This window comes from Nocardioides sp. zg-DK7169, from assembly GCF_013155365.1.
In the GTDB taxonomy this organism is placed as follows: Bacteria; Actinomycetota; Actinomycetes; order Propionibacteriales; family Nocardioidaceae; genus Nocardioides.
This window is the reverse complement of sequence record NZ_JABJRA010000002.1, coordinates 303,746-316,387: the sequence shown is the minus strand read 5'-3', so window position 1 is coordinate 316,387 and position 12,642 is coordinate 303,746. Positions and strand designations below refer to the sequence as shown.

The following is a 12,642-nucleotide window of genomic DNA, read 5'->3' as shown; positions in this document are numbered from 1 at the left end:
CGGCGGGTCGCGACACGGGAGGCTGGGGTAAGACTTGTGCATGTCCAGCCACGACGCCGCTCCCGGCCCCGTCCCCTCCTCCTCGACCGCCCCCGCGCCGGGGCGCCGCACCGCCCTCGTGACCGGCCCGACGGCCGGCATCGGGCGCTCCTTCGCCACGCAGCTGGCCCGTGCCGGCCACGACCTGGTGCTGGTCGCACGCGACGAGGCGCGCCTCGAGGAGGTGGCCGCCGGCCTGCGCGCGGCGTACGGCGTGGAGGTGGAGGTGCTGGTCGCCGACCTGGCCGACCGCGACCGGCTGCGGGTGGTCGAGGAGCGGCTGCGCGACCCCGCGCGCCCGGTCGACCTGCTGGTCAACAACGCCGGCTTCGGGCTCAAGGGCCGCTTCCTCGACAACGACGTGGACACCGAGACCGCGATGCTCGGCGTGCTCGTCACCGCCGTGATGCGCCTGACCCACGCCGCGCTCGGGCCGATGGTCGAGCGCGGCCACGGCGGCGTCATCAACGTCTCGAGCGTCGCCGCGTTCCTGCCGCGCGGCACCTACTCGGCCGCGAAGGCCTGGGTGAACAGCTTCAGCGAGTGGGCCGCGGAGGAGTACCGCGACCGCGGCGTGACCGTCACCGCCCTGTGCCCGGGGTTCACCCGCACCGAGTTCCACGCCCGGATGGACGTCGGGCGCGACTCCGCCCCGGGCTTCCTCTGGCTCGACGCCGACGAGCTGGTGGCCGCCGCGCTCGCCGACCACGCCCGCGGCCGCGTCTACTCGGTGCCGAGCCTGCAGTACAAGGCGATCACGGCCGTCGCGCGCGTCGTGCCCAGCCGGGTGCTCCAGCGCCTCCAGTCGGTCGGGCGGCGGTAGCGGGCCGCGCTGCCGGGGCTACCGGGCTGCCGGGTGGTCGGCCCGCTCAGCCCTCGCCGGCGATGAACGCGCGGACCGCGTCGGCGACCAGCTGCACCGCGATGGCGGAGAGCAGCAGGCCGGCGATCCGGGTGACCAGCAGGACGCCGGACTCCCGGATCAGGCGGAGGATCGGCAGCGAGAAGCGCATCGCCGCCCAGAGCATCAGGTGGACGGCCACGACGCCGATCGCGACCGCGGTGAAGCTCGCGGCGTCGTCGACGCGCTCCACGAAGAGCATCACCGCCACGATCGCGCCGGGGCCGGCCAGCAGCGGGGTCGCCAGCGGCACGATCGCGACGTTGCCGGTCGTGGAGGTCGGTTCCTTCTCGTTGCCGGTCAACAGCTCCAGGGCGATCAGCAGGAGCAGCAGGCCGCCGGCCGCCTGGAGGGCCGGCAAGGAGATGTGCAGGTAGGACAGGATCTGCTGGCCGAACAGCGCGAACGCCACGATCACGAAGAACGACACCACGACCGCGGTGAGGGCCGCCTTGCGTGCGTACCCCTCCGCGCGGCCGCTGGTGAGCGACAGGAAGATCGGGATCGTGCCGACCGGGTCCATGATCACGAACAGGGTCACGAAGACCTCGACGACCAGGACCGTGTCGAGGACAGAGCTCACGGGCGTACCACTTCAGGAGTCGGGCGTCCGCTGCGCGCGGACGCGATGGCCGCCAGGTCCAGGAGCCTGGCGTACTGCTCGGGGGAGGTCGTGTTGACGCCGAGCTCGTGGTCGAGCTTCCCGGCGCCGTGGTGGTCGCTGGAGCCGGTCACGACCAGGTCGAGCTGGTGGGCCAGGGCCCGCAGCTCCGCCCGGGTCGGGGCGTCGTGGTCCTGGTGGTCGACCTCGATGCCGGCCAGCCCGTGGGCCTTCAGCTCGACGAGGTCGCCGTGGTCGGGGAAGCGGCGCCGGCTGCGCCCCCACGGGTGGGCGATGACGCTGACCCCGCCCGCGGCGCGCACGTGGCCCAGGACGTCGACGAGCCCGGCGGCGTACCGCTCGACGTGGGCGGGACGGCCCCAGGCCAGGAACCGGTCGAAGGCCTCGGTGCGGTCGGCCACGACGCCCAGCGTGACCAGCGCGTCGGCGACGTGCGGGCGGCCGGTGGCGGCGGTGCCGTGGGCGGCACGGGCCACGTCGTCGGCGTCGATCTCGATGCCCAGGCCGCGCAGCCGGGTCAGCATCTCGGGCACCCGGTCGCGGCGGCCGGCCAGCACGGCGTCCAGCTCCGCGGCGAGCGGCGGGTAGGTGGGATCGGGCAGGTAGGCGAGCAGGTGCACGCCGTGGCCGTGGTGGGTGGTGCTGATCTCCATGCCGCGGACCAGCTCGATCCCGACCCGGCGGGCCGCATCGGCGGCCTCGTCCCAGCCGGCGGCGGTGTCGTGGTCGGTGAGGGCCAGCACGTCGAGGCCGGCGGCGCGGGCCGCGGCGACCAGCTCGGCCGGGGTCTGGGTGCCATCGCTCACCCGCGAGTGGGTGTGGAGGTCGATACGCACGGCAGGACTCTAGGCGCGTCCCGCGGCCCGGACCGATTCCGAGAGCCCTGATCACACTGTGATATGCGGCATCACCACAGCGGGTGCGGCCCGCCGTAGGGAAGATCGACCAGCGGGGCCCCCAGGCCCGACACGTCGCGCAGGATCCACTCGCCGCGCAGGAGCAGGATCGCCGACGCCGGCCGCAGCACCACCCACAGCCAGCGCCCGCCCGCCTCGCCGGCCAGGACGCTGCGGTCCCACTCCCCCGGCTCGGTGCTGGTGGACACCGTCCACAGCCGGACGCCCTGGCCCTCGACGCGCACCGTGGCGAGCGGCGGGCCGTCCCCGAGCCCGGGCCCCGGGTCGGCGTGGCGGGTGCCCGCCACGCGGGCGCCGAGGCCCACGCCCGCCTCCTCGGTCACCACCAGCACGTCGACCGGGCCGTCGGCGTCGCTGGTGCCCGAGCAACCGGTCATGGTCGCGCGCACCGCGCCCTCCTCCCCCGCGGCCGCGACGTCGGTCACCGACCACCCGGGGCTCAGCGGCCAGGGCAGGTACGTCGGGAACTCTCCGGCGCGCACCAGGTGCTCGGCGAACGCGTCGTACGACGCCTCGGGGGCGCGCCACAGCGGCGCGACCGGGCCGTGCTCGGGACAGCTCCACACACCGGCGCCGTCACGCGCCACCGGGGTGGTGCAGCGCGGGCAGCCGGGCACGGACATGGCACTACGGTGCTGACCGGCGCGCCCGCGGTCAAGGGCCGGACCGGCGTCGCGCGCGGGCCCCGATAGCCTCAGGGACCCAGTCGTCCGCCGACGTCCCCCGCTTGAGGAGCACCACGTGCCTGCCGTTCATCCCCCCTCCGCCGAGCACCGCGAGCTCGCCGAGCGCCGCCTTGCCGATCTCGCCACCCCGGCGGGAGCGCTCGGCCGGCTGGGAGAGCTGGCGACCTGGCTGGCGGCCGCGCAGGGCCAGGTCCCGCCGGAGCCGCTGAGCCGGGTGCGCGCGGTCGTCTTCGCCGGCGACCACGGCGTGGCCCAGCACGGCGTGTCGGCCTACCCGGCCGAGGTGACCGGCTCGATGGTGCGCACCATGGCCTCCGGGCGCGCGGTCATCTCGGTGCTGGCCGCCCAGCACGACGTCGCGCTGCGCGTGCTGGACCTCGGCGTCGCCACGGACCTCGACGACCTCCCCGCCGCCGTCTCCGCCCGCAAGATCCGCGCCGGCAGCGGCGCGATCCACCTCGAGGACGCGCTCAGCTCCTCCGAGACCCGCGCCGCCCTCGGGGTCGGCGCGGCCGTCGCCGCCGAGGAGGTCGCCGCCGGCGCCCAGCTGCTCGTCGCCGGTGACATGGGCATCGGCAACACCACCGTGGCCACCGCGCTGCTCGCCGCCTCGTTCGGGCTGGACGCCGCCGAGGTCACCGGCCGCGGCACCGGCGTCGACGACGCCGGGCTGGGCCGCAAGACCGCCGTGATCCAGCGGGCGCTGGACCGCACCGGCGCGCGCGCCGAGGACCCGATCGAGACCCTCACCGCCCTCGGGAGCGCCGACATCGCCGCCCAGGCCGGCTTCCTGGCCGCCGCGGCCCGCGCCGGGGTCCCGGTGCTGCTCGACGGCGTCATCTCCGTCGCCGCCGCGGTGATGGCCGACCGGCTGGCGCCGGGCGCGGCCGCCTGGTTCCTGGCCGGGCACCGCTCCACCGAGCCCGCGCAGGCGGTCGCCCTCGACAAGCTCGGCCTGGTGCCGGTGCTCGACCTCGACATGCGCCTGGGCGAGGGCAGCGGCGCGCTGCTCGCGCTCCCGGTGCTCCGCTCCGCGACGCTGGTGCTGCGCGACGTCGCGCTGCTCAGCGAGGTCATGCCCTGAGCGGCGGGTCGCCCCGTCCGGCGCCGGGCGGGCTCGTCGACGCGGTGCGCTTCGCGGTCGGCACCCTGACCGCGGTGCCCGTGGCGCCGCCCCGCGTCGTGGACCAGCGCGTCGCCCTCACCGGGCTGCTGCTGGCCCCGGTCGCTGTCCTCCCACTCGGCCTGCTGGTCGCGGCGGTGCTGCTCGGCGGCCGCGAGCTGGGGCTCGCCCCGCTGGCGCTCGGGGTCGCGGCCACCGCCGCCCTCGCGCTGGGCAGCCGGGCCTTCCATCTCGACGGCCTCGCCGACACCGCCGACGCGCTCACCAGCTCCTACGACCGCGAGCGCGCGCTGGCGGTCATGAAGCGCGGCAACACCGGCCCCGCCGGCGCCGCGGCGCTCGCACTGACCCTCGGGGTGCAGGCGGCGTCCTTCGCCTCCCTGGCGCTGTGGCAGTGGGGACCCCTGCTCGCCGGGGTGCTGGTGTGCGTCTCGCGGGCCGCGCCGGCGCTGCTGTGCAGCCGGGGGCTCCCGCCGGCGCGCCCCGACAGCCTCACCGCGTCGTACGCCGGCCGCCTGCACCCGGGCGTCCCGCTCGCGGTCTGGGCCGTGCTCGCCGCGCTGCTGGCCGGGGCCGCGGCGCTCACCGGGCTGTCCTGGTGGCGCGGCGTGCTGTGCGCCCTGGTCGGCCTGCTGGTCGTCGCCGCGCTCGCGCACCGGGCGCTGCGCCGCCTGGGCGGGGTCACCGGCGACATCCACGGCGCCGCGATCGAGCTCGCCCTGGCCGGCATGCTGCTGGCCGCGACCTGAGCGGTCGCGGCCAGCGCATCACACGTCCCGGGTCGGCCCGAGGCTCGACCTGCGGGTCAGCCTGCGGCCGGACCCGGCCAGTTCTTGTCCGGCACCGGCGTCGGGCGGCCCGGCTGCTCGCCGCCGCGGGCGTCGAGGTAGCTCTGCTTGGGGACCATGACCTTGCGGCGGAAGATGCACACGACGGTGCCGTCGGCCTTGTAGCCGATGGTCTCGACGTAGACCACGCCGCGGTCGTCCTTCGACTTCGACTCGAACTTGTCGAGCACCGTCGTCTCGCCGTAGATCGTGTCGCCGTGGAAGGTGGGGGCGACGTGGCGCAGCGACTCGACCTCGAGGTTGGCGATCGCCTTGCCGGAGACGTCGGCGACGCTCATGCCGAGCAGGATCGAGTAGATGTAGTTGCCCACCACGACGTTCTTGCCGAACTGGGTCGTCTCGACCGCGTAGTTCTCGTCGATGTGCAGCGGGTGGTGGTTCATGGTGAGCAGGCTGAAGAGGTGGTCGTCGTACTCGGTGACCGTCTTGCCGGGCCAGTGCTTGTAGGTCGCACCGACCTCGAACTCCTCGTAGCTGCGTCCGAACTGCACGGGGGCTCCTTCTGTCGCGGGGGCGGGTCCGCCCATCCTGCCCGCTCGTGACCCGGGTGCGCAGCGCGTTGTGCGGCGGCTCACGCCCGGCCGGGGCTCCCCGGCCGGGCGCGCGCCGCGAGGGCTCAGCTGCCGCCGCCCCCGGCCTTGCGGCGGTGCATCTTCGGGCCTCCGCCCACCACCTCGGGGCCGTGGGCCTTCTCCTTGGGCGGAGAGCCCTTCGGGACGCCGCGATCGTTGGCGTGCTTGCGGTCCAGCGCGTCGCGCATGGCCGCCTTGAGGTCGTCGTTGGCTCCGGTCATGGGGGCCTCCCGGTGTCGCGGTCCGGTCCGGGCCGAACGGCTCGGACCGTTCCAGCCTCGCAGCAAGCGGCCCCGGCGTCGACGGGTTTGATCGTCGACGCCGGGGCCGCTGCCGGTGCCGGCCGGGGTCAGGCCTTGAGCTTGTAGTCCTTGAGCACGCTGCGCCCGATGATCATCTTCTGGATGTCGGAGGTGCCCTCGCCGATCAGCATGAACGCCGCCTCGCGGTAGAGCCGCTCGATCTCGTACTCCTTGGAGTAGCCGTAGCCGCCGTGGATGCGGAACGACGCCTCGACCACCTCGTTGCAGTACTCGCTGGCCAGCATCTTGGCCATCCCGGCCTCGACGTCGTTGCGCTGCCCGGAGTCCTTCTTGCGGGCCGCGCGGACCATCATCGCGTGGGCGGTCTCGACCTTGGTCGCCATCTCCGCGAGGCGGAACAGGATCGCCTGGTGCTCGGCGATCGGCTTGCCGAAGGTCTCGCGCTGCTGGGCGTAGGCCACGCCCAGCTCGAAGGCGCGGTTGGCGATGCCGCAGGCGCGGGCCGCGACGTTGACGCGGCCGACCTCGACGCCGTCCATCATCTGGTAGAAGCCCTTGCCCGGCTCGCCGCCGAGGATCTGCTCCGCGGAGATCCGGTGGCCCTCGAACACCATCTCGGTGGTGTCGATGCCCTTGTAGCCCATCTTGTCGATCTTGCCGGGCACCGTGACGCCCTGCGCGACCTCGCCGAACCCGGGAGTCTTCTCGACCAGGAAGGTGGTCATGTTCTTGTAGACCGAGTCGGCACCCTCGTCGGTCTTGACCAGCACCGCGACCAGCGTGGAGGAGCCGCCGTTGGTCAGCCACATCTTCTGGCCGGTGATCTCGTAGCCGTCGTCGGTGCGGGTGGCCTTGGTCTTGATCGCGGCCACGTCCGAGCCGAGCGCGGGCTCCGACATCGAGAAGGCGCCGCGGATCTCGCCGGTCGCCATCTTCGGCAGGTACTTCCGCTTCTGCTCCTCGGTGCCGTGCTTCATCAGCAGGTAGGCCACGATGAAGTGGGTGTTGATGACGCCCGAGACGCTCATCCAGCCGCGCGCGATCTCCTCCACGCACAGGGCGTAGGTCAGCAGCGACTCGCCGAGCCCGTCGTACTCCTCGGGGATCATCAGCCCGAAGATGCCGAGCTCCTTGAGGCCCTCGACGATCTCGGTGGGGTACTCGTCGGCGTGCTCCAGCTCGGTCGCCACCGGGAGGATCTTCTCCTCCACGAAGGTGCGGACCGCCTTCAGGATCTCGCTCTGGTCCTCGGTCAGTCCCTCGGTCTCGCACAGGCGACCCATGGTCACACTCCTCCGCAGTGGCCCCGCCCGCGAGGCGGGCCGGACGATGGCTTGGCTGGTACGGCGTACCACCGCGGAGCGTACCGGCGGGTAGTTTCGGGCGACATGATCGACCTCACACCGCTCCGCTGAGCGTGGCGGCGGAAACTACACCCTTGTAGTTCATCCGTTCGGCTGGCGCGCCGATGTTCACACTCGTCACACTGGTCCCGCAGGCCCCACCGGACGCCCTCCCGCGGCCTGCGCACCCACCTGACACCCCGTGGCAGAGGCAGGCCAGATGAACCCGTTCGACACCGTGTACCGACCTGCGCTGCGCCCCGCGCTCGCCGCCCTGGCCCTGCTCCTCGTGGCCACCGGGCTGACCCTCGCCGGCGCCGGGGAGGCGAGTGCCAAGCGGGCCCGGCTCACCGAGCAGCCCGCGGCCGCCACCGTGTCGCGCGTCGCCACCTTCAACGTGCTGGGCCACGGCCACACCACCCCGAAGGGCAACAAGCCCCACTTCGACCCGAGCGGGCCCCGGATGACCTGGGCGGTCCAGGCGATCGAGGCGGAGGGCGCCGAGGTCGTCGGCTTCCAGGAGTTCGAGCGCCCGCAGTACAACCGCTTCGCGGCGCTGCGCGGCTCCACCTGGAGCATGTTCCCGGCCGCGAGCGGCACCAACGCGCAGATCAACAACACCATCGCGTGGCGCAAGGACCGCTGGAGCCTGGTCTCCGGCACCCACGTGAACCTGCCCTACTTCGGCGGGCAGATGCTGCCGCGCCCGCTGGTGCTGCTGCGCCACGTCGAGACCGGGCAGCTGATGTACGTCTTCAACACCCACAACCCGGCCAGCACCCGCGGGCCCGCCCAGCACCTGCGCGACCGCGCCGTGCGCCTGATGATCAAGCTCGTCAACGACCTGCGGGCGCAGTCCCCGGAGATCCCCGTCGTGGTCACCGGCGACATGAACGACAAGCCCAACTTCTTCTGCCCCTTCACCGCCGGCACCGGCATGGTCGCCGCCAACGGCGGCAGCAACGTGGACGGCGTCTGCACGCTCCCGCCGTCGCCGCGCATCGACTGGGTGCTGGGCACCCCCGACGCGCCGTTCACCGGCTACCGGGTGCTCCAGGACGCGCTGGTCCGCAAGGCCAGCGACCACCCGCTGATCTCCGCGCTGGTCAACCTCCCCGCCCCGGCGGTGCAGGAGAACCCGGTCGAGCGGGTCGTCGTCATCGACGTCGAGGGGCTGACCTCGCGCGGGCTGCGCAAGGCCGGCGCAGCTGCCCCGCACCTGCAGCGCATGCAGCGCGAGGGCGCCTTCACCTTCAACGCCCGCACCGCCGTCGAGCGGATCACCGGGCTGCCGAACCTGGTCAGCATGGTGACCGGGCGCCGGGTGAAGGCGCAGCAGGAGGGCCACGGCGTGATCTGGAACCGCGACACCGGCACCACCGTCCAGGCCGCCTCCGGGCGCTACGTCTCCAGCACCTTCGACCTGGTCCACAACTTCGGGCTGCGCACCGCCCTGCTCTCGACCCATCCCCGCACCGCGCTGATCGCGCGCAGCTGGGACGCCGCGAACGGCGGCGCCGACCCGTACGGCGTCGACAACGGCCGCGCGAAGATCGACCTCGTCCAGCGGCACCCCGACGACGCGGCGCTGGGCCGTGCCCTGGCTGCGATGCTGGCCGGCGACGCCCCGGAGTACACCGTCGCCCACCTCGGCTCGGTCGCCACCGCCGGCCGCGCGCACGGCTGGCACGGCAAGCAGTACCAGGCCGCGCTGACCCGGGTCGACCGCAGCATCGGCACGATCCTGGACACCATCGCCGCCGACGAGCGCCTGCGCACCGGCACGGTCGTGGTCGTGACCTCCGACTCCGGCGCCCAGCGCAAGCCCGGGAAGCCGCTGCGGCCCGTGCACTACAAGGTGCCGCTGCTGGTCTGGGGCAGCAACGTGGTCCCCGGCGCCGAGCTGTACTCGATCAACCCCGGCTACGTCTCCCCCGGCAACAAGCAGGTCGGGTACGGCGCCCGCACCCAGCCGATCCGCACCGGCATGGTCGCCAACCTGGCCAACGCCCTGCTGCGGCTGCCCGCGATCCCGGGCAGCCGGTTCAACGCCAACCAGGCCTTCAACGTCTTCGTCGCAGCCCGCTAGACCCGGTTGACCCGTACCGCCTCTGTCTGACGGGGGTGGTGCGGGTGGCCGATAGTCCGCCACACAGGTGTCGTGTCGAGGTCGATTCCCGACACCTGTGTGGCGGACTATCGCGTGGGGGCCGCAGGCACCCAGCCACCCACCGACGAACCGGTCGGGCTCAGCCCACCGTGGCGGTGGCGTGCACGAAGGGGTGGTCGGTGGTGCGCGGGACCAGACCACCCCGGTCGGCGGCGTAGTCGCTGAAGGTGATGTCCAGCGAGCCCATGATCCAGTCGATCCGCGGGTCCGGCGGGAGCACGCACTCGGGGCCGGTGGAGCCGCCGTTGGCCGCGCGCATCGGGGCGCCGCGGGTCATCGTGCAGAAGAAGTCCCGCTTGTCGTTCATGTCGCCGGTCAGGACCAGCGGCGTACCGCCCGCGGTGAGGCGGGCGGCCAGGTCGGTCTCGCGGCGGGTGGCCTCGGCGCGCAGGTGCCCGGCCGGGCCGCGGGTGCTGGCGGGGTTGTGGAAGTTGGCGAACCAGACCTCGCGCCCGCTCTCCCGGTGGCGCAGCAGGGCGTACGGCATCGGCTTCGGCTGGCCGTGGAAGTACGGGATGTCGATGGTGTGGCCCTCGACGAGCTCCCAGACCTCGCTGCGCCACACGATCGAGTTGGCCAGCGCCGGGTTGCCGAGCTGGAGGCCGGGGAAGACCTCCCAGCCCGGGCTCGAGGTCAGCACCTGGTGCTGCGGGACCTCGTACTCCTGGAGCCCGGCCACCGTGACGCCGGCGCCGTTCAAGATGTCGATCGCCCAGCGCATCCGCTGGGGACCGTCGGCGTAGTGGGGCTTGTTGCCCCGAACGGTGGTGTGGCCGTGCCCGAGGATGTTGAACGAGCTCACCCGGAACGTGAACGGCTGGTCCTGCAGCGCCGCGAGCTCCGCGAGGCGGCGCAGCTCGCGCGCCCGGGCCCGCTTGGCCGGGTCGGGGGCCCGCACGAAGGTCACCCCCGGCACGATCCGCTGCCGCTCGGGCGGGCTCGAGACGGTCGGCGTGGGGGTCCTCTGGACGGCGGGCGAGACGTGCGCGACGTACGCCTCCGGGGCGGAGCCGCGGCTGCCGGCCCACACCAGCACCCCCAGGCAGATGCTCGCCACGACCAGGACGACGACCGCCGTGCTCGCGGAGCGGGCCCCGCGCCCCGGCGTGGTCCCTCGTCTGCGTCCTGACATGCCTGCACTTCCTCCCGAGCCCCCGGCAGCGGGGCACCACTCTACGTGGCCCGCGCCACGTCCGCGCCACGTCCGCGCCACGTCCGCGCCACGTCCACACCAGGTCCACTCAGGGCCCACCCAGGGCCCACCCAGGGCGACCGGGCCGGACCCGGCAGCCGCATGACGAGGGGGCGGACCGGTAACCTGAGGCCTCGTGAGCACCGCCCCCTCCCGCGTCTACGCGGCACGTCTGGTCGGCCTCCCGATCTTCGACCCGCGGGGCGACCAGGTCGGCAAGGTCCGCGACCTGGTGGTGGCGATCCGCTCGGAGGCCAGCCAGCCGCGCGTGCTGGGCATGGTCGCCGAGGTCTTCGGCCGGCGCCGGATCTTCGTCCCGATGACCCGGGTCACCAACATCGACGCCGGGCAGGTCTACACGACCGGCCTGCTCAACATGCGCCGCTTCGAGCAGCGCTCCACCGAGACCCTCGTGATCGGGCAGATGCTGGACCGCGAGGTGCGGGTGGTCCCCACCGGCGTCGTCGGCACGGTGTACGACGTGGCGATGGAGCAGGCCCGCAACCGCGACTGGGTGCTCAGCCGGGTCGCCGTGCAGGGCCCCGCCAAGGGGCTGCGCCGGCGCGGGCAGACCTACGTCGTGGACTGGCGCGACCTCGAGGGCCTGACCCGCCGCGACGACACCCAGGGCGCCACCCACCTGCTGCACGCCCTCAACGAGATGCGCGCAGCCGACGCCGCCAACACCATCCACGCGCTCCCCGCCGAGCGGCGCGCCGCGGTCGTGGCCGCGCTCGACGACGAGCGGCTCGCCGACGTCCTGGAGGAGCTGCCGGAGGAGGACCAGGTCGAGATCCTCAGCCGCCTCGAGGACGAGCGGGCCGCCGACGTCCTCGAGGAGATGTCGGCCGACGACGCCGCCGACCTGATCGCCGAGCTGCCCCCCGAGACCGCCTCCGCGCTCCTGGAGCTGATGGAGCCGGAGGAGGCGAAGGACGTGCGCCGGCTGATGTCCTACCTGGAGAACACCGCCGGCGCGATGATGACGCCGGAGCCGGTGATCCTCGGCCCGGACGCGACCGTCGCCGATGCCCTCGCCCACGTGCGCAACCCCGACCTGACCCCGGCCCTTGCCGCGCTGGTCTACGTGTGCCGTCAGCCCCTGGAGACCCCCACCGGCCGGCTGCTGGGCGTCGCCCACATCCAGCGGCTGCTGCGCGAGCCGCCCTCCACCCTGGTCGCCGGCGTGCTCGACGACTCCATGGCGAACCTGCGCCCCGCAGCCACCATCGACGAGGTCGCCGCGCACCTCGCGACGTACAACCTCGTGGCGGCGCCGGTCGTCGACGAGAACGGCCACCTGCTCGGCGCGGTGACCGTCGACGACCTGCTCGACCACATGCTCCCCGAGGGCTGGCGCGACCAGGCGGTGCGCCGTGGCTGAGTCCCGAGGCTCCCGCGCCCGTCTCGACACGCCGCGCGACACCAAGCGCACCCTGGTGCGGCGCCCGTCGTACGACTCCGACACGTTCGGGGTCTTCGCCGAGCAGTTCGCCCGCTTCATGGGCACCGCGCGGTTCCTGATCTGGATGACGGTCTTCGTCACGGTCTGGATCGTGTGGAACTGGCTGGCCCCGGACGAGTGGAAGTGGGACAACTACCCCTACATCTTCCTCACCCTGATCCTGAGCCTGCAGGCGTCGTACGCCGCACCGCTCATCCTGCTGGCGCAGAACCGCCAGGAGGCCCGCGACCGGGTGATCGCCGAGCAGGACCGTCAGGCCGACGCCCGCGCCCACGCCGACATGGAGTTCCTCGCCCGGGAGGTCGCGTCGCTGCGGATGGGGGTCAGCGAGGTCGTCACCCGTGACTACCTGCGCTCGGAGCTGCGTGCCCTGCTCCACGAGCTCGACGACCGCAGCGGGGACCGCGACGAGGCCCGCCCCGACGGCCGCGGTGCCGGGCCCGGTTCCGCGCGGCGCACCAATGACGGTGCACAGCCGCCCACCACCTAGAATCGGGCATC

At 73.6% G+C, this 12,642-nt stretch carries 13 protein-coding genes; 6 read left to right on the top strand and 7 right to left on the bottom strand.

What is annotated here, in order from left to right; genetic code table 11:
* The first annotated feature begins 40 nt into the window (after positions 1-40).
* On the top strand, positions 41-862 hold the full coding sequence (locus HOQ23_RS04130) for an SDR family oxidoreductase (RefSeq protein ID WP_172212092.1): 822 nt from the start codon (positions 41-43) through the stop codon (positions 860-862).
* A 46-nt stretch (positions 863-908) separates the two neighbouring features.
* Here the strand turns inward: HOQ23_RS04130 and HOQ23_RS04125 are convergent, their stop codons facing one another.
* From HOQ23_RS04125 to HOQ23_RS04115, 3 genes are all read right to left on the bottom strand, one after another.
* A complete protein-coding gene (locus tag HOQ23_RS04125) occupies positions 909-1,523 on the bottom strand; it encodes a MarC family protein (protein WP_172212090.1) in 615 nt (204 codons plus the stop codon).
* Positions 1,520-2,398: a PHP domain-containing protein gene (locus tag HOQ23_RS04120; protein ID WP_172212088.1), complete on the bottom strand. Its 879-nt coding sequence runs from the start codon at positions 2,396-2,398 to the stop codon at positions 1,520-1,522. The genes HOQ23_RS04125 and HOQ23_RS04120 overlap by 4 nt, the downstream gene beginning before the upstream one ends.
* Before the next feature lie 71 nt (positions 2,399-2,469).
* Positions 2,470-3,102, bottom strand: coding sequence for a DUF6758 family protein (locus HOQ23_RS04115; RefSeq protein ID WP_172212086.1), 633 nt, complete (start codon positions 3,100-3,102; stop codon positions 2,470-2,472).
* A 118-nt stretch (positions 3,103-3,220) separates the two neighbouring features.
* Between HOQ23_RS04115 and cobT the strand changes: the two genes are divergently transcribed.
* The gene (cobT, locus tag HOQ23_RS04110) at positions 3,221-4,249 is read left to right on the top strand and encodes a nicotinate-nucleotide--dimethylbenzimidazole phosphoribosyltransferase (protein ID WP_172212084.1); all 1,029 of its coding nucleotides are present in this window, start codon (positions 3,221-3,223) and stop codon (positions 4,247-4,249) included.
* A 44-nt stretch (positions 4,250-4,293) separates the two neighbouring features.
* Complete coding sequence (locus HOQ23_RS04105) at positions 4,294-5,037, top strand: adenosylcobinamide-GDP ribazoletransferase (protein ID WP_367650362.1); 744 nt, start codon at positions 4,294-4,296, stop codon at positions 5,035-5,037.
* Positions 5,038-5,093: 56 nt separating this feature from the next.
* Here the strand turns inward: HOQ23_RS04105 and HOQ23_RS04100 are convergent, their stop codons facing one another.
* The 3 genes from HOQ23_RS04100 to HOQ23_RS04090 all read right to left on the bottom strand — a co-directional run bounded on the left by HOQ23_RS04100 (position 5,094) and on the right by HOQ23_RS04090 (position 7,254).
* A complete protein-coding gene (locus HOQ23_RS04100) occupies positions 5,094-5,627 on the bottom strand; it encodes a MaoC family dehydratase (protein WP_153324602.1) in 534 nt (177 codons plus the stop codon).
* A gap of 125 nt (positions 5,628-5,752) precedes the next feature.
* Positions 5,753-5,929, bottom strand: coding sequence for a DUF5302 domain-containing protein (locus HOQ23_RS04095; RefSeq protein WP_172212082.1), 177 nt, complete (start codon positions 5,927-5,929; stop codon positions 5,753-5,755).
* Between the two features lie 128 nt (positions 5,930-6,057).
* Positions 6,058-7,254, bottom strand: coding sequence for an acyl-CoA dehydrogenase family protein (locus HOQ23_RS04090; RefSeq protein WP_172212080.1), 1,197 nt, complete (start codon positions 7,252-7,254; stop codon positions 6,058-6,060).
* A gap of 280 nt (positions 7,255-7,534) precedes the next feature.
* On the opposite strand from HOQ23_RS04090, the gene HOQ23_RS04085 reads away from it, so the two are divergent.
* On the top strand, positions 7,535-9,403 hold the full coding sequence (locus HOQ23_RS04085; protein ID WP_172212078.1) for an alkaline phosphatase family protein: 1,869 nt from the start codon (positions 7,535-7,537) through the stop codon (positions 9,401-9,403).
* 160 nt (positions 9,404-9,563) lie between these two features.
* On the opposite strand, the gene HOQ23_RS04080 is transcribed toward HOQ23_RS04085, so the two are convergent.
* Positions 9,564-10,616, bottom strand: coding sequence for a hypothetical protein (locus HOQ23_RS04080; RefSeq protein WP_172212076.1), 1,053 nt, complete (start codon positions 10,614-10,616; stop codon positions 9,564-9,566).
* Positions 10,617-10,812: 196 nt separating this feature from the next.
* Here HOQ23_RS04080 and HOQ23_RS04075 point away from each other — a divergent pair, with 196 nt between their 5' ends.
* Together HOQ23_RS04075 and HOQ23_RS04070 are read left to right on the top strand one after the other, a co-directional pair.
* Complete coding sequence (locus HOQ23_RS04075) at positions 10,813-12,060, top strand: CBS domain-containing protein (protein WP_172212074.1); 1,248 nt, start codon at positions 10,813-10,815, stop codon at positions 12,058-12,060.
* Positions 12,053-12,631, top strand: a complete 579-nt coding sequence (locus HOQ23_RS04070; protein WP_172212072.1) for a DUF1003 domain-containing protein — start codon at positions 12,053-12,055, stop codon at positions 12,629-12,631. Before HOQ23_RS04075 ends, HOQ23_RS04070 begins: the two co-directional genes overlap by 8 nt.
* Positions 12,632-12,642 lie beyond the last annotated feature (11 nt).

Excerpts from the sequence above, each read along its gene's own strand:
- HOQ23_RS04090 (WP_172212080.1), bottom strand. The coding sequence starts at position 7,254 with ATGGGTCGCCTGTGCGAGACCGAGGGACTGACCGAGGACCAGAGCGAG.
- HOQ23_RS04115 (WP_172212086.1), bottom strand. The coding sequence starts at position 3,102 with ATGTCCGTGCCCGGCTGCCCGCGCTGCACCACCCCGGTGGCGCGTGAC.
- HOQ23_RS04085 (WP_172212078.1), top strand. The coding sequence starts at position 7,535 with ATGAACCCGTTCGACACCGTGTACCGACCTGCGCTGCGCCCCGCGCTC.
- HOQ23_RS04095 (WP_172212082.1), bottom strand. The coding sequence starts at position 5,929 with ATGACCGGAGCCAACGACGACCTCAAGGCGGCCATGCGCGACGCGCTG.
- HOQ23_RS04130 (WP_172212092.1), top strand. The coding sequence starts at position 41 with ATGTCCAGCCACGACGCCGCTCCCGGCCCCGTCCCCTCCTCCTCGACC.
- HOQ23_RS04080 (WP_172212076.1), bottom strand. The coding sequence starts at position 10,616 with ATGTCAGGACGCAGACGAGGGACCACGCCGGGGCGCGGGGCCCGCTCC.